The sequence below is a fragment of the Methanothermococcus thermolithotrophicus DSM 2095 genome, from assembly GCF_000376965.1.
Lineage (GTDB): Archaea > AGJL01 > Methanococci > Methanococcales > Methanococcaceae > Methanothermococcus > Methanothermococcus thermolithotrophicus.
In genome coordinates, this window is sequence record NZ_AQXV01000043.1 from 1 (window position 1) to 22,726 (window position 22,726).

Here is a 22,726-nt window from a genome sequence, read left to right on the forward strand (position 1 = left end):
ATTGTTCTATCGATCCTTTTATGTATTCCTACAATGGTTTTGTTAATATCATCCACAGATTTACCAATCTCTTCTGCCAGTGATTTAATTTCACTTGCAACAACTGCAAATCCTTTTCCAGCTTCTCCAGCTCTTGCAGCTTCAATAGAAGCGTTTAAAGCCAGTAATCCAGTTTGTTCAGCAATATCTTTAATCAATACAGTAACTTCGTTGATTTTCTTGCTCTCGTCTCCGAGCTCTTGAATTGCCCTTCCTAAGTCATCTATTACGTTTGTGATTCTCTGCATTGTGTCTATTGCATTTTCAACTTTCTGTACACCAGTTCCTGAGTTTTTCTCTATTTCATTTGCCGCCTCTACTGCATCTACTGCTGCGTTGAATACTCCCTCGGTAACTTCCCCAGCATTCCCTAAATCCTGGGATACATCCTGTAGTTTTGCAGATTGGTCTGTTGCAGCTGTGGCAACCTGTGAAGCTGCATCTGCAACCTGATCTGAGGTTTCCTTTGTCCGCTCTATCTCTTCTTTTAGCGTAGATACCTCTTTGCTCAGATTAATTACCTGATTTTTCAGTTCTCTCGTCATGTTTGCTATGTTCTCAATAGCTTTGTTAATGATTTTTTGAAGCTTATTTCGTTTTCCATTTTCATCCATTCTTGCTGTTAGGTCCCCTTCAGATACTTTCGTCATAACTTCTGTGACGTCTTTGAATAATTTAGCCATGTTTTTTCTGTCTTCTTTCTGCTTTTCTATATCTTCTTTCATGTTATGGTATACCCTTTTCATGTTATGATATATTTTACCAATTTCATCATCGTTGAATTTCACTTTCGACTGTATGTTGTAGTTCCTACTGGCTAATTCACCAGACATTCTTTCAAGGTCTTTAAGTTGGTCTAAAACAGTTCTTTTTATAAAAATCATTGAAACAATCCCAACCAATAATGCCAATATTGCGGATATCACCGACATATAATTTGCAAATTTCTTTTTTTCATCAGCTGATATAGTATATATGCTAACGGCTTTGTTCATTTCATTTAATAATTCGCTGTTATGGCTTTTTACATAATTTAATGCCTCTTTAAATTCTGGATCGTCTGGACTTTTGGAGTATATTATTTTTATTTTTTTATAGTAAGGATCCCATAGTTGTTTTACCTTAAGAAGCTGGGGTTTAACTTCATCGGGAGCAGGGGGGAGTCCTAATTCTTTATCACCATATATTAGACCATTTAATGTTTTATCAAATCGTTCAGAGGTTTCTTTTAAATCTTTAATGTACCCATCATACCCATCTTCTATCATAACTGCATCATGTGCCAATTTTAGAGCTAACGTTCGTTGATACCCTGCAAGATTTATAGCATGTCCGTCATCGTTCATGCTAATTGCCACCGTGAATGATAATACTACAATAATAAGAACCAAAATTGATATAATGGATACAATCTTGGTTTTAACAGTCATGTCGTTAAGTTTCATACTTCCCCTCATTACTGTCAATATAAGGAATTGCAAAAATTTAAGTAACTAACTGCATGGTTACGACGACAATACAAACTCCACGGGCAATATTACCATATTTTGATATTTCGCGATATAATAAGCAATATTTATTTAATTTATACTATATACTTCAATATCTCCGTCTTTCATATTTTTAATGGCATTAAATGCTGCCTTTGCTCCATCAGTTGTGGTAATGTATGGTATTTTATAATCTATTGCTGTTCTTTTTATCAGATATTCGTCCTCTTTTGATGCACTTCCCTTTGGAGTATTTATAATCAAATCTATCTTTCTAGATTTTATTAAATCAATTATATTTGGTCTCCCTTCGCTTATTTTGAATACTTTTTCTACTGCTATTCCGTTATTGGTTAATACATTATAGGTTCCTTCTGTTGCCACTATCTTAAATCCTAAATCTTCAAAATTTTTTGCTATTGGTATTAATTTGTTTTTATCATCATCATTTACACTTATAAATACAGTTCCTGCTAATGGGAGCTCCATACCAGCAGCCAGTTGTGCCTTATAATATGCCAGTCCAAAATCCTTATCTATGCCCATAACTTCTCCTGTGGATTTCATTTCAGGACATAGGGAGATCTCTGCATTTGGCCATTTGCCGTATGAAAATACAGCCTCCTTGACGCATACTTTATCAGGTATTTTTTCCACAAGGTTTAAATCTTTTAATTTTTTGCCTACCATGATTTTTGCTGCAATCTTTGCAAGGGATATGCCAATAGCTTTACTTAAATAAGGTATTGTCCTACTTGCCCTTGGATTTGCCTCCAAAACATATACTGTATCATCTTTTATGGCATACTGGATATTTATCAAACCTTTGATTTTTAACCTCAACGCCAATCTTTTTGTGTAGTCCTTTATGGTGTCTATAATGTCTTTTGAAAGTGTTTGGGGCGGTATTACACAGGCACTATCTCCACTATGTATGCCTGCCTCTTCTATATGTTCCATTATCCCTCCAATAAATACATCTTCACCATCGCAAACTGCATCTACATCCACTTCAATAGCATCTTCCAAAAACTTATCAATTAGGATTGGGAGCTCCGGTGAAATCATTACTGCCTCGTTCATGTAATTTTTTAATTCCTCCCTATTATACACTATATGCATGGCTCTTCCACCGAGCACATAGGAAGGTCTAACCAATACAGGATATCCGATTTTTTCTGCCACTTCTAAGGCTGTTTCCTCATCAAATACTATTCCATTTGGCGGTTGTGGTATTTTTAATTCATTCAATATATTTGAGAATTTCTCCCTATCCTCAACTAAATCAATGGATTCTTTTGGAGTCCCAATAATTATATCGTCAGGAATGTATTTCGATAGATTAAGGGGAGTTTGTCCCCCAACTTGAACTACAACGCCGTAGGGGTTTTCTTTTTCGATTATATTTAAAACATCCTCGGGATATAACGGCTCGAAGTAAAGTCTATCTGCTAAATCAAAATCGGTGCTAACTGTTTCAGGGTTGCAATTTACCATTATGGTTTCAAAACCTTCTTCCTTTAATGATTTTATCGTATGGACACAGCAATAATCAAATTCTATACCTTGACCTATTCTGTTTGGTCCCGAGCCCAATACTATGATTTTATTACTTTTGTTATTGTTAGAACTCTTGCCAATATTGTTATTGTTATTATTATTTCCACCTATTTCTAGTTCATCTTCCTCGTCATTATAGGTTGAATAGTAGTAAGGGGTTTTTGCCTCAAATTCTGCACCGCAGGTATCGACCATTTTATATTTGGGGAATATGTTATATTCTTTTCTTAGATTTCTTATTTCTTTTTCTGATTTTCCCGAGATGTCGGCTATTATTTTATCGGACAGTCCATATTTTTTTAACTTTAAAAGGGTTTCATAGTCAAGATTTTTTGCACCACTTTTATCACTTTTTATAGAGCTCTCCAGTTCTATTATATTTTTCATCTTATTCAGAAACCAAGGGTCTATTTTAGTTATTTTATAAACTTCATCAACATCCTTTATTTTTAAAATTTCAAATAAATCATATATTCTACCTATCCCGCCTTTTGGATTTGTATAATTTAATCTCTTCTCATCAAATTGATATTTAGTATTGTAAAGGTCCAAACTTCTCAATGCCTTTAAAAATGCCTCTTCAAAAGTCCTACCAATCGCCATAACCTCCCCAACACTTTTCATCTGGGTTGTTAAGGTGTCATCCACGCCAGGAAGTTTATCAAAATCCCATCTTGGAATCTTTACAACAACATAATCTATTGTAGGTTCAAATGCTGCGGAAGTCCCAGTTATTTCGTTTTTAATCTCATCAAGGGTTAAACCAACAGCCAATTTTGCGGCAACCTTCGCAATTGGATAACCTGTTGCCTTACTTGCAAGTGCGGAGCTCCTGCTTACCCTTGGGTTCATTTCAATGGCCACAATTCTCCCATTTTCTGGATTAACTGCAAATTGAATATTACTTCCGCCGGTCTCAACCCCAATTTCTCTAATGATTTTTATGGAATAGTCTCTTAATAATTGATATTCTTCATCACTGAGTGTTTGGGTTGGAGCTACTGTAATACTGTCTCCTGTATGTATCCCCATAGGGTCAATATTTTCAATGGTGCATACTATAATTACATTGTCGTTTAAATCCCTAATTACTTCATATTCATATTCCTTCCAACCAATTATGCTCTCTTCTATCAAGATTTGATTTTTAAGGCTATATTCTAATCCCTTTGAAGCTATTGATTTTAACTCTTCTGGGTTAAATGCTACACCTCCTCCGGTTCCCCCAAGGGTAAATGCAGGTCTAACTACTACAGGGTAGCCTAATTTTTCTGCAATACTCAGGGATTCTTCCACAGTATATGCAACTTCACTTTTTAACACATCCACTCCAACTTTTTTACAGGCTTCTTTAAAGAGCTCCCTATCTTCCGCTTTTCTAATGGCATCTAACTTTGCCCCAATCAGTTCAACATCATGTTTATCAAGAATTCCTTTATCCGCCAGTTCAACTGCCAAGTTTAGTGCAGTCTGTCCTCCAAGGGTGGGCAGTATTGCATCAGGCTTTTCCTTCTCAATAATTTTTTCAACGACCTCAGGCACCAACGGTTCTATATATATTTTGTCTGCCATCTCAGGGTCAGTCATTATTGTTGCAGGATTTGAATTTACAAGGACTATTTCATACCCCAGTTCTTTTAAGGCTTTACATGCCTGGGAACCAGAATAATCAAATTCACACGCCTGCCCAACAATTATTGGACCTGCACCTATAATCAGTATTTTTTTAATATCTTCTCTTTTTGGCATAAAACCACCAAATCAATATTGTTTAATAATCTTCTCAAAATCGTCAAAGAACCCATATGTGTCATGGGGACCAGGATGAGCCTCTGGATGATATTGAACACCAACGATCGGTAATTCCTTATGTTTTATTCCCTCAATGCTGTTATCGTTTAAATTAATCTGAGTAATATTCATACAATCGGGTAAATCAGAAACTGCAAAGTTGTGATTTTGGGAAGTGATATATACCCTTCCATTTTCCAAATCCTTAATGGGCTGGTTTAATCCATGATGGCCAAATTTTAATTTTCTCGTTTTAGCACCAAGTGCCAGCGATATTATTTGATGTCCTAGACATATTCCATAGATTGGAACTTTGCCTATAAGGTTTTTCACAGTATTTATTGTTTCTTTTAGAATTGAAGGATCTCCCGGCCCATTTGAGATAAACACCCCATTTGGATTATATTCCAATATATCTTTATAATTTGAATCATATGGAACAATAACCAAATTTACGTTCTTTTTAATTAGCTGATTTACTATGGATTTTTTAACTCCACAGTCAATTAAAACCACGGTTTTTTTACCATTTCCCAATATTATTGGTTTATCCGTACATACCTCAGGAACTAAATTTAATTCTGAAATATTTTTATGAGATTTAACCTTTTTCAATAATTCCTCATTATCAATATCCCCAACTCCTATGGCGGCCTTCATAGTCCCATAGGTCCTTATTTTTTTTGTTAATTTTCTTGTGTCAATATCGGATATTCCACATATATTATATTCTTTTAAAAATTCATCAATGCTTTTTTTAGATTTATGGTGGCTAGGAACTGAACAATTTTCTTTTACAACAAAACCTTCCACTTTTATTCCATCGGATTCGAACCATTCTTCATTTACACCATAGTTTCCAATTAACGGATATGTCATGGTTAATATTTGACCTTTATAAGATGGGTCAGTCAATGCTTCTACGTATCCCGTCATACCTGTACAGAATATAATTTCCCCAATCGCAATACCCTCTGCACCAAATCCATGACCCTGCATAACAGTCCCATCTTCCAAAATTAATACGGCTTTTGTCATACTATCCCTTCTATTATGCATGCTTATGAGCATGCATATTCTATTGTTTAATGTATCAGATTGTTAAATTAGGATTTTTTTATTATTGTGCTCTAAAAATGCCTCCCAGCTTTCATCCACACTTTCTTGTATGTGCTCAATTTCAATCTCTGAAAGGTGTCTAAATCTCTTCTGGATGCTTAAATAATCTTTTACCGGTATTTTTTTATTTTTATAGTTCATCTTAAATTCTTTATTTTCAATTTCGTAAAGCGCCCACAATCCAGATTGAACAGCCAATTTTGCGATTTTTATTCCATCTTTACTGTGAAATCCCCACCCAGTGGGGCATGGGGCATGCACATGAATATATTTGAATCCATCAAAGGATAATGCCTTTTCAACCTTTTTTAGGAAATCAATGGGATAACCTACTGACGCAGTGGCAACATAGGGAGCTCCGTGGGCAGCCACAATAAATGGCATGTTCTTTTTTTCTTCGGGCTTTCCAATACTGTATTTTCCAGCAGGGCTGGTAGTTGTTGATGCCCCATAAGGGGTAGTCCCGCTCCTCTGTTTTCCAGTGTTTGCGTATGCTTCGTTATCGGTACAGATGTATAGTATATTGTGTTCGCGTTCTACTGCTCCCGATAATGCCTGAAAACCAATATCTGCGGTTCCACCATCTCCAGCAAATACTACGATATTTGTCTTTTTACCCAGTCTTTTCATGGCTTTTTCTATGCCGCTTGCAACTGCTGCAGCATTTTCAAATGCAACATGTATAAATGGCACCCTCCAGGCAGTTTCAGGATATATTGTAGTAATGACTTCCATACATCCAGTTGGTGCAATGACAATTGTGTCCTCTCCACATATTTTTAAAGCCAATCTTAAGGCAAGAAGTTCTGGACATCCAGCACAGGCTCTTGCTCCTGGTGCTAAATATTCTTCTTTTGGAATATCTGTGATTTTCATAGATTAACACCTATCCATGTAATTTCTTTTGGATTGTTATCCTCTAATAATCTAAATATGGTTCTAAAATCGTCATAAGTTACATCCCTACCGCCCAATCCAACAATAAAGTTTTTTACAATAGGTTTACTATCCAAATCATAAAGGCATGATTTAACTTCATGGGCCACAATTCCACCGGACCCAAAGCTTATATTTTTATCAATTACTCCTATTTTTTCAAACCTTGAAAGTATTTTTTTCAGTTCTTCTTTTGGGAATGGCCTAAATACCTTTAATTTAATCAATCCTACTTTTTTTCCCTCTTTCCTTAGTTCATCTACAATAAATCGTGCAGTGGTGGTTATTGCCCCCATAGTTAAAATAACAATTTCTGCGTCTTCGGTCCGATATTCTTCAATGAATTCATACTTCCTTCCAGTGAGCTCTTCAAATTCTTTAAAAGTTTTTTCCATAACAATTCTAGCATTCTCCATGGCTTGTTCCTGTTGATATTTCAGCTCCATGTAGATATTTGGACCTCCAACTGGTCCCAATGTGTAAGGGCTTTCAGGGTCTAATTTATATTCTAAATCCAATTCTGGAAGAAAACTTTCAATTGTTTCATTATCCAGTGGATTTACTGGTTCGACAGTATGTGATAATATAAATCCATCGAGAGATACCATTGCAGGCAATAATACATTTTTATTTTCACATATTTTGTATGCCATTATCACTGAATCATGAGCCTCTTGATTACTCTCACAAAACATCTGAATTGCCCCACTGTCCCTTTGAGCAAGGGCATCTATATGGTCTGACCATATCGATATTGGAGCAGAATATGACCTGTTAGTAATTGCTGTAACAATGGGTAACCTAAGTCCCGAAGCACATGGGATGAGCTCGTGAAATAATGCTACACCAGGTCCGCAAGATGCGGTAAATGTTCTAACCCCGCAGGCACTAGCCCCAATTACTGCACTCAATGCACTGTGTTCGGATTCTACTGGAATATACTCGCAATCCATCTCACCGTCGGCAATAAATTTTGCTATTATCTCAACAATTTCACTTTGGGGGGTAATTGGATATGCTGCCACCACATCGACACTTGAATTTTTCACCGCAGTGGCAACTGCCATATGTCCGGTCATTCCTTGCATTTTAGTCCTCCTCTATCATTTTTATAGCATTTTTTGGACATTCAACTTCGCAAATTCCACATCCCTTGCAAAAATCGTAGTCAATTGTTATTTTATCATCCTCAACAATTACCACTCCATCGGGGCAGTAGAGCCAGCAGAAAAGACATGAATTACAGTTTTCATAGTCAATAATTGGTTTATAGGTCCTCCAACCTCCAGTTTTGTTTTCTACGCTTGTTCCAGGTGGAAGCACACCACCTATGATTATATTATTATAATCTAATGTCATACGACCACCTTTTTCATCTCATCATATGCCCTTTTAACGGCCAATATATTTTTATCAGCAAGTTTTTTTGGAAATCTTTCTGATATGATTGAAATAACTGAATCCAATGAGATATTGTCATATATTGCCAAAAATGCTCCAATCATGACGGTATTTGTAATTGGAACCCCCAGAGTTTCAATGGCAAGTTTAGTGGCATCTATTGTATAGGTATTTTGGCCCTCAAACTCGATAGGCTCCTTTGTATTCACAATTATGGTTCCATCATCCAGTCCTTGGACAACATCCACAGTAGGGTCATTTATAACCGTTGGGTCTAGAACCATCACATAATTTGGATTGTATATTTGAGTTCTTGTTTTAATTTCACTGTCGCTTATTCTAACATAGGAAGTTACAGGAGCTCCCCTCTTTTCAGGGCCAAAAAATGGAAAAGCTTGACAAAATTTTCCCTCTTTTAAAGAAGCTATGGCAAGAATTTCTGCGGCGGTAACTGCCCCTTGACCTCCCCTGCCATGAAATCTTATTTCATCCATGTTTTTCACCCTGCATATGTCATTATTAATTATTATATATGTGTATTTAATACACATATTATATAAATATTTCGGAATTTCGGCAATTGTACAATAATATTATATATGGAACCGTAAAAAATCATTTAACAAACTTTAACAATACTTATTAAATCAATAAAAATCGAAATCTAGGATTTCATCTAATTTTTCATTAATTTACTCATACCACATTCCCTTGAACAATTATGCAAGAGAATAAAAAACCAGATCATCCCAGAACTGCCGACTACCTCATGAATAAATATCCCTGGCGAGCTCGGGGCAAGATACATTATTCCTTTAAATATGGTTAGTACCAAGTAATCTTAACACTTTGTTTTTCTGCCTGTTTTTTCCGTCCTTTTCTGTCTTTTGGGATATTCTTCCTCAATCAATCATAAACTTAAAAATTTATAAATTTATCAAAGAGTATTCCAATTATCCCGCTTCCAACGATAACTCCAATCAAATATTTTAATGTTAGTTTTTTCCCATAACATCTTTTCATAGCCATTAGTAAAGGAAGTCCCAAAGTAGGAGCTGAAATTAAAAACGAAATTATCAATCCTTTTGATATACCATCTATTGCAACTGCCTTTATAATTGGTACCATTGCATGAGGGCATAAGAAGATGAATATTCTTATTATTGAAACATAAAAATACGAGTATAGGTTATTGGAAAGAATTAACAGAATGGTTTCTTTTGAGACATAGGTCATTACAAATCCAGAAATTAAAAATCCCAAAGTTATAGATGGTAAAAATTTTTTAAACTGCTCAATGAACACATCAAAAAAACCATTTTTGTTATTTTTGGATTCAAATCCACAAAATACTACTTTTTCATTGTAGAATATCAAACCTACAAATACTGATAATAGCATTGATGCTAAAACCTGCACAATTGCTAGTTTATACCCTAACAACGAAAGAGATAGTAAAATACCAATAGGATTTATTGAAGATGCTGAAACAATAAATGCCATACTAGTTCCTAAGTTTGCCCCCTTTGAGCTCATGGCATTTGCTACAGGCACCCCACTTGCAGAACATAATGGTAGGATCCCTCCAATAAAAGATGCTAAAATTATGGATTTTTTTGAGTTATCCAATATATGAACAAACCTTTTTCTCAAATCTCCTTTCAATTTTATCTTTAAATATGTGGATATAACAAAACCCAATATAATATAAGGTAATGCCTTTAAAAAGAAGTTTAGGGAGTGTTCCAGTGAGATATAAATAGCGTACATATTAATCATGGTTTCCACACTTACCACACTTAGAATTATAGTGGTGTGCATTACTTACTTAACTAATTAATACAGGTAATTTTTATTTAAACATAAAATACCCTTGTTAAATTAAATTAAGCTTATTTATTGCAGTTATTAAATTTATAATACTTTGATTAGTTTACTTAAAGTTGCACACCACTATACATTTGAGTTTGTTTTTCGTTTTCCTTATTCCTTTTTTTGTTAATTGGATTGCAGTACCATAAGGGCACAAAAATCTACACCAGAATCTTGGTATTAATATGGCTAGGAACAATCCTCCCAATACCAATAATAACCTTGTGTAATATTCATTTCCAACAGTCATTAAGGTCAATTCTATTGAAGTTATTAAATCACTGGTATGGATTGGAATGTAATACCTTGGATTTCCATTTATTATTGCAATTATTGCAAAGGCAAATATTGTATATCTTAAAAAATTAAACGATAATTTTAGTTCCAATGGTAGTTTAACAACACTTTTTGAAATTTTTCTTCTTATTTTGTAAATTATATCGTTTAAAGTTCCAAATGGACATACTCCACTACAGAAATCTTTTCTAAACAAAAACATGTATCCAATAACAAATGCAACAAAAGGTCGCCTATAGTATTTGGAAGGGCAGTCAACAACAGGACACATGTCACATGCTAAAAATGGGATCATATATGGACATCTGAATATAACTAAAATAACTGTGGGGATTACGCCAATAAAAATTCCGTATTTTATGAAAATTGGGATAATAGCGTTTACCTTATTAAATAATTCTTTAAAATTCATTATCTCACCAAATTAAATAAAATATAATGTAGCTTCATGATTTGGTTAATATTTCAGTTTTAAAACTGTCGCAAAAAGAGAAAATAATTGATAATATTATGGGATATTATTGTTGTGGTGCAATATCTTTATATTCTGAGTAGTAGTTGTTTAAGATTTCCTGACCTTTTTCAGATTTTACAGGATAGAAGCCGTGTTTTGCCAATATACTTTGTCCTTCATCTGATAAAACAAATTCCATGTATTTGTATGCTAAATCCTTATTCTTTGAGTTTTTCATAACTCCTATTGTGAAAACACCTTTTTGCATATCAAGGTATTCTCTTGGAATATCTATAACTTCAACGTTTCCTTTTATTCCTTCCAATGTGGTGCATCTTCTCTCAACTATTGCTGCATCTGCATTTCCATTGGCAACTTCTTTTAACATCTTTCTGTAGCAGTCGTAATCTTTTGAACTTTTTTCATAGATTTTTTCGATTAATTCTTTTTTTGGTTTTAATGCTTTTATTTCTGGAATCTTTGCTTTTGAGTTTGTGTAAACTATAACATCATCTCTCAATAAATCTTCTAATTTAGTTATGTTCTTAGGGTTTCCTTTTGGAGTTATTATTACCCATTCTGTAAATTGGTAGATTTTATAGTCTGGTTCCATTAAACTTTCGTTTGTTAATATTTTTGAATGTTTGATACTTCTTGGTAAAAATACGTCAGCATAAGCACCTTTTTCTAACGCCTTTCTTAAAGTTCCAGCTGATGCTCCTGTGAATTCTACTTTACAGTTGTATCTTTTTTCAAAAACTGAATTTACTTCTTGGAGTGCCTCTGTTGGACCTCCACAACTGTAGACCACTAAAGTTTTTAGAGCTCCTGCAGATTTTGCAGCTGTAGCGGTAGCTTCTGCAGGTGATGTTGCTTGAGTGTCTGACACACATCCAGAAAACATTAGGGTTATTGCAATAAGCCCTACCATGAATAATGCATGTTTTCTCATCTTTTCACCATTAAATTTTCTAATAACCGCTTTTTTGGAATTTCCAAATCTAATGGTATTTTTACATATAAATAGTTTGTTTTTCATTAATTTTAATAACTAATTAGCTATTAGATAATATAATAAGTCCAAAAATGCCTCATTTTAAATTGGACAGATGATTCAAATAGTAAAAAATTAAAAAAGATGTAGTACAACATATAAAAAAATAGATAAATAATAATTATGCTAATTTTTCAAAACATTCTTTACAAACTATTTTTCCATCTACGATTCTTCCTTTAATTTCCATAAAGTACTCTCCACATTCTTCACATTTTATGGATGGGTATAATTTTGCCTTTCTTGGTGCAGGAATATCAACCTCTTTAACTTCAAATAATTCCTCATCATTAGCATTTAATATCCTTTCAGTAATTTCCTTCTTTATTTTTATAAATTCTTCTTTTTCTTTTTCTGTCAATTGATCTTTGTTGTATTTTTTTCTCATATCTTCAATATCTTTAAAGAAATCGTCTTTGAAGTATATCCTTAAAGCTTTGCGGTTATCCCTTGAATAAAACGTATAAGCGTGTTTTCCATTATCTTTAAAGATTAAATTTCCTTTCCCAAATGTACAGCTCAGCATATGCTGTATTGCGTCAACACTACAGGAGTTGTTTTCTACAATCGCCACGAGCTCTTCATCTTCAGACTTGTTGTAATGATTTTGAATATATTTTGCAACCCTGTAACCTATTGCCAGTCCTGGGCATTCATGTCCATGGAATTCAACAGCTCTTTCCCATTCTACGTCCATTTTTTCACCCATAAATAATGGAAAATATTTAGTATTTCTTTAGTACCGTATCATATAATACAATATAAACTTTTATAAATGAATCAACCTTCTTAGGAAATAGTCTAATTTAAATATTTTCATCAACATATCATGAATAGGTTTTAGTAGAAATAAGATGTAGTATAATTAATATTTCATATCAGTTTGTTGACAATAATATTATCGATAGTATTGTAAAAGGTGATATTTTGCCAAAGATGATCTTACTTCCAAAACTCACAATGTCCCTTGGAGGCTATATTAGGGAAACCATAGAGCCTTATAATGATGACGAAGCTAAACCATTTCCTTACAGAAATGTAGTCGTAGGAAATCCTACAGATGAACCTATAAAAATAGATGTACCTGCATACGATGAAAACTGGGTGGAAAGACATAGAGAACTTGGATTAATTGTAGTACCTGTCGGCATAGATGATGACTTCGTAGGTATATTTAAGATGGTAGAAGAAAAAGTTAAAAGAGGAATTTCGGTGGAAAAAAATGATTAAAGGAGTGTTATTTGATCTGGACGACACTCTATACGATTCTTCAAGTTTTGCTGATCGGGCTAGAAGAGAAGCCATAAAAATGATGATAGACGCTGGATTGGAATCCACAGAAGAAGAAGCCTACAACATACTTCAAAAAATCATTAAAGAAAAAGGTTCCAACTATGGAAAGCATTTTGACGATCTAGTAAATGCAGTTATGGGTTATCATGATCCTAAAATAATTACGATGGGAATTATATCTTACCACAACGTTAAATTTGCTCTTCTAAGGCCATATCCTGATACCATAGAAACTTTGATGAAATTAAAAGCATTGAATCTAAAATTAGGTATTATAACCGATGGAATAACATTAAAACAGTGGGAAAAATTGATAAGACTCGGAATATACCATTATTTTGATGAAGTAATAACTTCAGAGGAGTATGGACTTGGAAAACCAAATATCGAATTTTTCCAGTATGGATTGAAGAAAATAGGTTTAAAACCTGAAGAGGTAGTATATATTGGAGATCGTGTGGATAAGGATATAAAACCTGCTCAAAAGGTTGGAATGTCTACAATCAGAATTTTGAAAGGAAAATATAAAAATTTAGATAATGACACCGAATGCCCAACAGTAAACAAGCTTTCAGAAATCGTGGACATTATAAAAAATTTAGGACTTGAGAAGAAGTAAATATTGATGAATGATATTGATAGTAGGTTGAGGAGCATGATAGATGAAATAAAAGGTTTAGTGGCATTTATGACCAGAATCCCTGTAGGGCATTTTAGAAGTAATTTTGAGGATATGGCAAGATATTTCATGATACTACCTTTGATAGGTACCCTTGTTGGAATTTTTGGAGCTCTTGTAGCTTTTGTGTTTAACTACTTTAACTTTGAGGCATCCAACGTTGTTGGAGTAGTTGTAATGTTTGCACTGTTGTATATGCAAGGGTTCCACCATGTGGATGGTCTAGGGGATTTTGGAGATGCATGGATGGTAATGGGAAACACCAGGAAAAAACTTGAAGTCATGAAGGATGTTTATATGGGGACCGGTGGCTTAATTTTTGTTTTTTTAATTGAACTAATATCTATATTTTCAATAGCTTATTTTTATGAAAATCTAAGTTTTATCCTGTTTGCGAAGTACATAATAATAGGGGAAACCTGCTCAAGATTGGGTTTACTTTCATCTGCCTGCTGTGGCATACCTTCAAAAGAAGGAACTGGAAGACATTTCGTTAAAAATACAAAAGAGTTTCATTTATTTATTGGATATGTCCTTACTTTGGCAGTATCTGTATTGATGGGCGTGCCAAAAATAGGAGCTCTCTGTTCTACTTTGGCAGTATTCTTTGGTATGTTCATAGCTTGGAATTCAAATAAAAGCTTTAAGTGTGTTACCGGAGATATTTTAGGGGCCACTAACGAAATAACAAGAGCAATAGTTTTAATAGCCGCTATAGCGTTTCCACTAATATATTAACATAATCCATCAAGTTTAAATTATCTGAAAACGTCTTCTTCTTTTTTTCTGATTAAATCCTTGCCTTTTCCATCCACATAAGGAACAGGAGCGTTTCTTATTATTACTAAAGGTATTCCTTCGTTTGATTGACCCATTACAACTGACGCTGCCGATGCAAGTTCATCTGCAATTCCAACTTCTGTAGTTTTTAACTCTCTGCCAAACAAATCCTTCTCTCCCTTTCTATCCCACAACGCACAAACTCCACTAACACCTATGGCCACACCAACAGACCCTTTTCTAAATGGTCTTCCCATACTGTCGTTTATAATAACCCCTACCTTCTTGCCAGTAAGTTTTTCTATCTTTTTTCTTAGTTCATCCGCACTTTTATCAGGATTCTTTGGTAATGGTTTTATGTAATCTAAAGAGTTACTTTCATCAACACCACTGTTTGCACACACAAAACCATGTTTAGTTTCTGTAACTATGAAGTTGGGCCCCATTTTCACAACTTCATTGGTTTCATCAAGTATAATCTGAACAACTTCTGGATCTTTATTTAATTTTTCAGCTATTTCAATAGCTTCTTTGGATGGGACTATTTCATCCTTTTTTACCAGGTTTTTTTCAAGCTTTGAAATTATGGTTTCTGCAATTACTATTATATCCCCGTCTTCGATTGGGTATTCTGAAATTAATTCAGCTAAGTCTAAGTTTTCATTCCCTGTTATTATCGGTATCTCCAATCCAATGACTTCCATTTTTCTTCTTTCTTTGCAACCCTTTAAAAAAGTGTTGCATCCCAAAGTTTTATTTGATAATCCAAAATCTTTTTCAGATGGTTCGGCTTTTATGTTCATGGTGTTTTCAATTGCATCTTTCATAACTTCTACATTTGGTTTTTCCCCAGTCCAGATTTCAAAGGCGATTGCCCCTTGGTATATCAACATTCCAAGGCCGTTAATCGTCTTTGCACCGAATTTTTTTGCTTCCTTTAATAGAACTGTTTCAATTGGGTTGTATATTAAATCCATAACCACCATATTTTCGTTTAAATCTTTGCAATTGATTACTGGTTCAACATCAACATTGGGGTACATTCCAACAGGTGTTGTGTGTATTACTATGTCAAATTCTCCTACGTTAATGTTTAAATCACTAAATTCAACTTCATTTTCACTTTTATTTAATTTCTCGGCGATTTCTTTTGCCAATCTTTCCGCTTTTTCAACGGTCCTATTTGAAATCGTGATTTTATTATTTTTCGCAAGTTCAAATGCAACCGCTCTCGCAGCTCCCCCTGAACCGATAATTAATATTTTTTTATCCTTTACTTCTTCACCTATTTCTTCTTCAAGGGACATTCTAGCCCCTAAACCGTCTGTATTATATCCTATCGCCCTTCCATCTTCTTCGATCTTAACTGTATTCACTGCCCCAATTAACCGAGCTCCTTCATCAATATCATCCAAGTAATTCATAATATCTATTTTATGGGGTATTGTCACATTGAAACCTACCATTCCAAGAGCTTTTGCCCCATCAATTACGTATTTTAAATTTTCAGGTTTTACATCAAATGCAAGATACACATAGTTCAAGTTCTTATCCATAAGAGCTCTGTTGTGCATTACGGGAGATAAAGAATGTTCAACTGGATGTCCTATTAATCCCAACAATTTGGTTTTTGAATCTATCAAACTACCACCTTATTTTTATATTATTTTTATTCCAAATTCTTCCTTTAAAATTTCCACAAAATTATCAATGGTTTTTTCAATACCACTTTTTTGCCTTTGGGTTATATTCTTTTTATTTATTAAATCACCATAAACATCAGTGGTAAATAGATACTTATTTTTATCCGTTAAAATGCATATGCCCCCCCTTCCAACTCCTGCAGTAGTTCCTATGCTAATATCACAGTTTAAAATGTTTTTAATGCCCTTTGCCATTAGGTAGGCTACTTTTAAATCGTTTTCTTCAGAATATACTTTTGCAAAATCAAATTGATAGTCAGGCTCAGGGAGTTTTATATTCAGAAGTTTTTCTGCACTATAAACAGAAGGTATGAACATAGATGCCATTACCTTTACGTTTCCGTTGATGCATTTGAAATATGGATTATTTTTAAGTTCATCATATCCGCAAGCCATTTTATGTATTTTAGTGCCTATTTGCCCATAGGTAAAGCACTCTGCGGTAGCTAAGGTTATCATATAATCACCAATAGTAGAATAATACTGTAAAAGGGAGTATTTAGGATAAGTTTTGTGTGGAATCCATCCGAGCTCGCTTATTTTATTATCGTTAACTTTTGGATCCAACCTTTTCTAAAGGTTGGAGATAGTGTATTACTTTGTATCAAAACTTTTTTAAAGTTTTGAGGTAGAGTTATCATACGATATATATCGGGCCATCAATATATTTTTTAAAAAGTTAATATTTAAATTATAAAACAAATATAATATACGTGTTATTATCATATTATATTATTAGCTTTGTAAAAGTTTATTACCTATTTAAAAGGTGTTTCCATGGTAAAATCTAAAGAAGTAGCAAGATTTGAAGGTAAGGGTATTTTGGTAAACCCATATACTATGAGGGATCCATTCACAAAATGGGAAAAAATCCAAATAATTCTTTACAATGATAAAATTGAGTTTAAATTTAAAAATAACGAAATCGTAGCTACACTCGATCAGATCGAAGATGTTGATGCTAAATTACCCAGAAGGGCTATAGAAATTGCCAAGGGTTCTTTGGAGGATTTGGGGGAGTATTCCTCAATTACAATTAAATTGCCAGATCGTGATATAGATATAATTGGCTTTGCTCCAGAAACATCAATATATGGAAAAACGTTAATAAATGCATTTTTAAAAAAGCTATTTTTCGAATTACTTAATAAAAAAGAAGTTAAGGTACAGTATGGTTTAATAAAGGGAGGCTCTGTTGATCCGTCAGTAACTTGGGAAAATGGAATGTTTGTTTTTGCACAAAAACCTGTAAAAAAAGGAGTTTCAATAATTCATGAACCTGTTTTAGCCATAGCTGTAACGACGGATCGTAAACCAAAAGTTTATGATCTATTCAGCAATATAGAGTCTGTAAATAGGGAAAAAAAAGCCGTAGATGGGGAAGAACGTGATGTTCTTGAAATTAAACAGATAAAAGCTGGGGAAACCATGACTTCATATATGTATGCCCCACAAAAAGAAACACTATTTGTTCTAAGGTATATATCCGCGTTAACTAAGTATCACAATGCGGTCAGTAACCTACTACCAAAAACTGATGAAGAATTGGAATCTCAACTGGCCTTAGAGAGCTGGAGTGGAGATAGAATAAAAAGTGAAATTGAACAGCTTGAACCTGAAGAGCAGGAAATTCTAACTGCACTTTACACGGGAATAAGTTCTCTTGAGCTCCCATCAATGATGGGTCTTGATGTAGATGAGGTTGAAGCAATACTGGAAAAATTAATTGATAAAGGATTACTTGACTTAATCAGGATACGAAAAGAAACTGAACTTACTGATAAAGGAAGGGCAATAACAAATTATATTATAACAAATTTCTAATGTATAAATTGATAAAATTAAAATATTATGAGTTAATATTGTAGTATATGAAATTGAGGTGAAGTAAAATGGTTGATGTAGTTAAAACATTAGTTGTTGATGATTCAGCGTTTATGAGAAATATATTAAAAAGAATTTTGGCTACCACCAACAAATACGTCGTAGTTGGGGAAGCTTCAAATGGTAAAGAGGCTATACAGAAAGCAGAGGAATTACAACCCGATTTAATAACAATGGATGTCGTAATGCCGGAAGTAGATGGGATAGCTGCAACGAAAGAAATAAAGGAGAAGTTCCCTAATATAAAAATAGTAATGTGTACATCCGTAGATCAAGAACAGAAAATGATTGAGGCAGTAAATGCCGGTGCTGATGGATATATTGTTAAGCCATTCCAAGCTCCAAAAATTATTGAGCAATTCAATAAATTATTCCCTTAATAAAAATATTTTTTTAGCAGAGGTTGTACCATGGGCGGTTTTTCACAGTTCTCATATAGGGCGTGGGAAGTATTATTAAAATACATAATTGATGATGTTACCAGCAGGGGAGAAATAATGGACGATTCCTATGAAAAATCGAAGTTTATACAAAACTTTAGTAAAGAAACCTTAAACAGTATTGAAGAAATTGGAAGATCTGCGGCTGAAAGAGCGGCTAGTTTTGTTGAAGACATGAGTGGAGATAAAATTGAGATTAAAGTTTTTAAAGTCGGTCTCGTAACCCCAAAAGATATAAAAGAAAGAATGGGTAACGATACCAAAGTATTTACCAAAATTAAATTTGATGGAATAATTAATGGTACGGGGGTTCTAGTTTTTTCAGAAGATTCTGCATTAAAATTATCTGATGCCATGCTTGCAGGAATGGGGATGGATGACGAATCAGATGATGGTGAGAAATTTAGTGAAATGAAAATATCTGCGATTAATGAAACATGTAATTTGCTAATTTCTGCTTATGTTGATACCTTCGCTAATTTTATGAAAACTTCGCTAAATATGCATCCGCCGTCTTTTGTTATAGGTTGTGGAAAAGAACTAATTGATGAGATATTCAAAAGTTATGATGTGAAAGATGACGATCTCGTTTTCACGTTTGAGTCAGAATTATTTTCCCATGGCATAGGGGCAGGTTTTGAAGTTTTAATTGTGATACATCATGATTCCATAACTACATTATTCAATGAATTGTAGGGCAATAATAATTTTTTATTTAAAACCTCGTATATGGAGATGGGTTTTATGAGTATTTTAGAATCAATGAAAAAAATAACTGATATCGGTCGTAAAGCTTCTGAAAATACTGCCGAAGCATTTAGTGGGTTAACTGGAGAAAATACTGAGGTTTATTTTTTGGGTACAAGGTTTGTACCAATTGAATACCTACCAGAGCAGTTTGGAGATGAGACTTGCAAAATAATTCGTATAGATTTTGATGGAGTGCTAGCTGGCGGAGCTCTAATGATACTACCTGAACAAGATTCTGTAAAACTTGAAAAGCTTCTCTTATTGGATATGATATGGGATAGTTTAGTATATAATCAAGAGTTACCGGATTACTCTGAAATGGAAGTCTCAGTTATTGGTGAAGTTGCAAACATAGTTGTAGCCGCATTTTTAAATGTTTTTGCAAATGCTTTAGGTGATGAAATTAACATAACAACACCAGAGTTTATTAGAGATAGCGGATATTCAGTAGTGGAGTCATTAGTCCTTGAAATGGCGGATGATTTAGAAGTTGCCCTTGTATTTGATGCTAAGATTGAAATTGTGGGCAGATTTCCAATAAACTGCAATATTTTGATTTTAATAAATCAGGAAACTCTCAAAAATCTTGATAAATTATAATTTTTTATTTTATTTTCCGGTGATTGAATGGATGAAAAGTATTTCGAAAGAATAAAAAGGGATATTAAAACAAAACTAAATATCCAGATAGATCAATATAAGGATGCATACATTAAAAGAAGGATCTCTGTTAGAATGAGGGCTTGCAAATGTAAAACATATAAAGAGTACTATGAATACTTGATTAAGAATAATCCGGATGAATATAAAAAATTGGAGAGTACTTTAACCGTAAATGTTACAGAGTTTTGGAGGGATAGAACAGTCTATGAGGAAATAAAGAAAATTCTTGAAAAAATGATATCAGATAGGACTACAAGATCAATAAGGATTTGGAGTGCAGGCTGTTCTTCAGGGGAAGAGCCTTATGGTATCGCGATAATAATAAATGAACTTCTTGAAAAGTATAATAGAAAATTTATGAGGGTCTCAATTACTGCTACAGACATAGATAGGGAAGTAATCGAGAAAGCCAGAAAGGGTATTTATATAGACAAGCAATTAAAAAATATAGATCCTCTTCTAATACCTAAATACTTTAATAAGTTGGATGACAATCAATACCAAATTAGATCCATAGTAAAAAAATATGTTAAGTTTAAACAGCATGATATGATAAAAGAACCACCAATAAGTAATATGGACATGATACTCTGTAGAAATGTAATCATATACTTCGATAAAGATATCCAGGAAAAATTATTTTTAAAGTTTTATGAGAGCCTTGTTGATGGAGGCTACCTAATTCTTGGAAAAACTGAAATGTTACATGGAAAAGCCAGAGATCTTTTCAAACCAGTAAACCATAGGGAAAGGATCTATCAAAAATAATATTATATAAAAAAATATATTTAATTCTCTTTTATTTTTAATATTTCGGAGATTTTTTTAACGTCATCGGATGCTGCAGCCAATCCATCAACAGCCTCATCAATTTCATCCATGATTCTATTCTGTTCTTCTGCACTTGCTGTTAATTCTTCAGCAGTTGCAGCAAACTCTTCAGATATTGAAGCAATATCTTGAACATTACTTAATGCCTGCTGTACGTTCTCTGAAGCTTGCTGTGAGTTTTCTTTAATAGCATTTATTTTTATCATTGCTTTATCTACACTTTCTTTAATTTCTATTAATGCATTGTTTACTTCATCTATTGCCACAACCCCTTTATCCACTTCATCCTTACCAGTTAATCCTAAATCGATTGTTCTATCGACCTTTTTATGTATTCCTGAAATGGTTTTGCTAATGTCATCCACAGATTTACCAATTTCCTCAGCCAGTGATTTAATTTCACTTGCAACAACTGCAAATCCTTTTCCAGCTTCTCCAGCTCTTGCAGCCTCAATAGAAGCGTTTAAAGCTAGCAATCCAGTTTGTTCAGCAATATCCTTAATTAAAACTGTAACTTCGTTGATTTTCTTGCTCTCGTCTCCGAGCTCTTGGATAGCTTTTCCTAAGTCGTCTATTACGTTGGTGATTCTCTGCATTGTGTCTATTGCATTTTCAACCTTCTGTACACCAGTTCTTGAGTTTTCTTCTATCTCTTCAGCTGAATTTACCGCATCAACTGCTGCATTGTAGACTTTTTCAGCGGCCTCTCCTGTGTCCTCCAAGTCCTGTGAAATGTCCTGTAGTTTATTAGCCTGATCTGTTGCAGCTGTTGCCACCTGTGAAGCTGCGTCTGCAACCTGATCTGAGGTTTCCTTTGCCCTTTCAATTTCTTCTTTAATATTTTTAATTTCCCTATTTAACGCGATCACTTGGAGTTTTAAATCTCCGGTCATCTTTGAAAGGTTGTCTAATGCCCTATTGATAGTTTTTTGAAGTTTATTGTGCCTTCTGTTTTCGTTAATTCTAACTGTAAGGTCTCCTTTTTCTAGCCTTTCCATAATTTCATTAAGTTCCTTAAATATAATGGCATTTTCTTTTCTGTACTCTTCAAACTGTTTTTCAGTTTCGCACAAATTTTCAATTCTTTTAATTAATTCTTCAGGGTTATTCTTTACTACATTAGCATCTATACCTACAATTACACATATTTTTTCAATTAAATCATTCTTATAGGGTTTAGATATTAAACCGCTTAAACTAATACCCATATTCTTCACCATTTAAATAATCTTTTCACTATTTTTAACTCTAACAAATACTTTACCATCCCTAAGTGTAAACCTAACAGTTCTACCAGATGTGCCGCCTAAATCTTCCCCTACAATCTTTATTTCATACTTTTTTAATTCCCTTTTAGCAGCGTTTATGTTCTTTGTTCCGATATCCATTGCGTTAGATTTGGATTTAAACATTTTCGCACCGCCTGCTAACTTTGCAACAAGTTTCTCAGGTCTTGCCCCAAGAATTACCATTTTGGCGATCATTGCTGGGATGGCAGTATTGGCATATTTTCCAGGAGTTTTAGTGTTCATATCTCTAGTCTCTGGAAGCATTATATGTGCCATACCTCCCACTCTTTTACCTGGGTCGTATAGCATAATAGCCACACAAGAACCCAATAGGGTCTCTAGAATTTCGGGACTTTTTGATACTTCAAACCCGCCCATTTTAACTTTCAGTACCATGTTAT

General features: G+C 33.9%; 23 protein-coding genes and 1 pseudogene. 8 read left to right on the forward strand and 16 right to left on the reverse strand.

Annotation, left to right across the window (positions count from 1 at the left end):
- The 11 genes from F555_RS08995 to F555_RS0103710 form a co-directional block, all read right to left on the reverse strand.
- Positions 1–1,484 (reverse strand): methyl-accepting chemotaxis protein (locus F555_RS08995; RefSeq protein WP_018153866.1); only part of this gene is annotated, 1,484 nt, incomplete at its 3' end.
- Between the two features lie 135 nt (positions 1,485–1,619).
- The gene (gene carB, locus F555_RS0103665; RefSeq protein ID WP_018153867.1) at positions 1,620–4,838 is read right to left on the reverse strand and encodes a carbamoyl-phosphate synthase large subunit; all 3,219 of its coding nucleotides are present in this window, start codon (positions 4,836–4,838) and stop codon (positions 1,620–1,622) included.
- Positions 4,839–4,850: 12 nt separating this feature from the next.
- Positions 4,851–5,918: a glutamine-hydrolyzing carbamoyl-phosphate synthase small subunit gene (carA, locus tag F555_RS0103670; RefSeq protein ID WP_018153868.1), complete on the reverse strand. Its 1,068-nt coding sequence runs from the start codon at positions 5,916–5,918 to the stop codon at positions 4,851–4,853.
- A 63-nt stretch (positions 5,919–5,981) separates the two neighbouring features.
- The gene (porB, locus tag F555_RS0103675; RefSeq protein ID WP_018153869.1) at positions 5,982–6,875 is read right to left on the reverse strand and encodes a pyruvate synthase subunit PorB; all 894 of its coding nucleotides are present in this window, start codon (positions 6,873–6,875) and stop codon (positions 5,982–5,984) included.
- Positions 6,872–8,023 (reverse strand): transketolase C-terminal domain-containing protein, encoded by a 1,152-nt coding sequence (locus tag F555_RS0103680; RefSeq protein ID WP_018153870.1) that lies wholly within the window; start codon positions 8,021–8,023, stop codon positions 6,872–6,874. The genes porB and F555_RS0103680 overlap by 4 nt, the downstream gene beginning before the upstream one ends.
- A 1-nt stretch (position 8,024) precedes the next feature.
- A complete protein-coding gene (locus F555_RS0103685) occupies positions 8,025–8,294 on the reverse strand; it encodes a 4Fe-4S binding protein (protein ID WP_011973181.1) in 270 nt (89 codons plus the stop codon).
- Positions 8,291–8,830 (reverse strand): pyruvate ferredoxin oxidoreductase subunit gamma, encoded by a 540-nt coding sequence (locus tag F555_RS0103690; RefSeq protein WP_018153871.1) that lies wholly within the window; start codon positions 8,828–8,830, stop codon positions 8,291–8,293. Before F555_RS0103690 ends, F555_RS0103685 begins: the two co-directional genes overlap by 4 nt.
- Positions 8,831–9,254: 424 nt before the next feature.
- A complete protein-coding gene (locus tag F555_RS0103695; RefSeq protein ID WP_026182948.1) occupies positions 9,255–10,115 on the reverse strand; it encodes a permease in 861 nt (286 codons plus the stop codon).
- 154 nt (positions 10,116–10,269) lie between these two features.
- The gene (locus F555_RS0103700) at positions 10,270–10,917 is read right to left on the reverse strand and encodes a 4Fe-4S binding protein (RefSeq protein ID WP_018153873.1); all 648 of its coding nucleotides are present in this window, start codon (positions 10,915–10,917) and stop codon (positions 10,270–10,272) included.
- A 106-nt stretch (positions 10,918–11,023) separates the two neighbouring features.
- Complete coding sequence (modA, locus tag F555_RS0103705) at positions 11,024–11,911, reverse strand: molybdate ABC transporter substrate-binding protein (protein ID WP_018153874.1); 888 nt, start codon at positions 11,909–11,911, stop codon at positions 11,024–11,026.
- 223 nt (positions 11,912–12,134) lie between these two features.
- A complete protein-coding gene (locus F555_RS0103710) occupies positions 12,135–12,710 on the reverse strand; it encodes an FmdE family protein (protein WP_018153875.1) in 576 nt (191 codons plus the stop codon).
- Between the two features lie 230 nt (positions 12,711–12,940).
- Here F555_RS0103710 and F555_RS0103715 point away from each other — a divergent pair, with 230 nt between their 5' ends.
- From F555_RS0103715 to cobS, 3 genes are read left to right on the forward strand one after another with little or no spacing between them, the layout of a single operon-like run.
- Complete coding sequence (locus F555_RS0103715; RefSeq protein ID WP_018153876.1) at positions 12,941–13,243, forward strand: energy-converting hydrogenase B subunit P; 303 nt, start codon at positions 12,941–12,943, stop codon at positions 13,241–13,243.
- Positions 13,236–13,925 (forward strand): TIGR02253 family HAD-type hydrolase, encoded by a 690-nt coding sequence (locus tag F555_RS0103720; protein WP_018153877.1) that lies wholly within the window; start codon positions 13,236–13,238, stop codon positions 13,923–13,925. Before F555_RS0103715 ends, F555_RS0103720 begins: the two co-directional genes overlap by 8 nt.
- A gap of 36 nt (positions 13,926–13,961) precedes the next feature.
- Entirely contained in the window at positions 13,962–14,723 is a 762-nt protein-coding gene (gene cobS / locus F555_RS0103725; RefSeq protein ID WP_018153878.1) for an adenosylcobinamide-GDP ribazoletransferase, read from the forward strand.
- A 20-nt stretch (positions 14,724–14,743) separates the two neighbouring features.
- On the opposite strand, the gene F555_RS0103730 is transcribed toward cobS, so the two are convergent.
- The 3 genes and pseudogenes from F555_RS0103730 to F555_RS0103740 form a co-directional block, all read right to left on the reverse strand.
- The gene (locus tag F555_RS0103730) at positions 14,744–15,469 is read right to left on the reverse strand and encodes a coenzyme F420-0:L-glutamate ligase (RefSeq protein WP_040682780.1); all 726 of its coding nucleotides are present in this window, start codon (positions 15,467–15,469) and stop codon (positions 14,744–14,746) included.
- Between the two features lie 96 nt (positions 15,470–15,565).
- Positions 15,566–16,408: pseudogene (aroE, locus tag F555_RS09000) on the reverse strand (shikimate dehydrogenase); the annotation flags it as partial.
- 15 nt (positions 16,409–16,423) lie between these two features.
- Entirely contained in the window at positions 16,424–16,927 is a 504-nt protein-coding gene (locus F555_RS0103740) for a UPF0254 family protein (RefSeq protein ID WP_018153880.1), read from the reverse strand.
- 318 nt (positions 16,928–17,245) lie between these two features.
- Between F555_RS0103740 and F555_RS0103745 the strand changes: the two genes are divergently transcribed.
- From F555_RS0103745 to F555_RS0103765, 5 genes are all read left to right on the forward strand, one after another.
- Positions 17,246–18,292 carry a CheF family chemotaxis protein gene (locus tag F555_RS0103745; protein WP_018153881.1) on the forward strand — a complete coding sequence of 349 codons (1,047 nt, stop codon included), beginning with the start codon at positions 17,246–17,248 and terminating at the stop codon, positions 18,290–18,292.
- A gap of 68 nt (positions 18,293–18,360) precedes the next feature.
- Positions 18,361–18,732: a response regulator gene (locus tag F555_RS0103750; RefSeq protein ID WP_018153882.1), complete on the forward strand. Its 372-nt coding sequence runs from the start codon at positions 18,361–18,363 to the stop codon at positions 18,730–18,732.
- A 30-nt stretch (positions 18,733–18,762) separates the two neighbouring features.
- Positions 18,763–19,488, forward strand: coding sequence for a chemotaxis protein CheC (locus tag F555_RS0103755; protein WP_018153883.1), 726 nt, complete (start codon positions 18,763–18,765; stop codon positions 19,486–19,488).
- 48 nt (positions 19,489–19,536) lie between these two features.
- Positions 19,537–20,142: a chemotaxis protein CheC gene (locus F555_RS0103760; RefSeq protein ID WP_018153884.1), complete on the forward strand. Its 606-nt coding sequence runs from the start codon at positions 19,537–19,539 to the stop codon at positions 20,140–20,142.
- A gap of 27 nt (positions 20,143–20,169) precedes the next feature.
- A complete protein-coding gene (locus tag F555_RS0103765; protein WP_018153885.1) occupies positions 20,170–20,973 on the forward strand; it encodes a CheR family methyltransferase in 804 nt (267 codons plus the stop codon).
- A 20-nt stretch (positions 20,974–20,993) separates the two neighbouring features.
- Here F555_RS0103765 and F555_RS0103770 read toward each other — a convergent pair whose 3' ends face one another.
- Positions 20,994–22,244, reverse strand: coding sequence for a methyl-accepting chemotaxis protein (locus tag F555_RS0103770; RefSeq protein ID WP_018153886.1), 1,251 nt, complete (start codon positions 22,242–22,244; stop codon positions 20,994–20,996).
- A 12-nt stretch (positions 22,245–22,256) separates the two neighbouring features.
- Positions 22,257–22,721 (reverse strand): chemotaxis protein CheD, encoded by a 465-nt coding sequence (locus F555_RS0103775; RefSeq protein ID WP_018153887.1) that lies wholly within the window; start codon positions 22,719–22,721, stop codon positions 22,257–22,259.
- Positions 22,722–22,726: the final 5 nt, after the last annotated feature.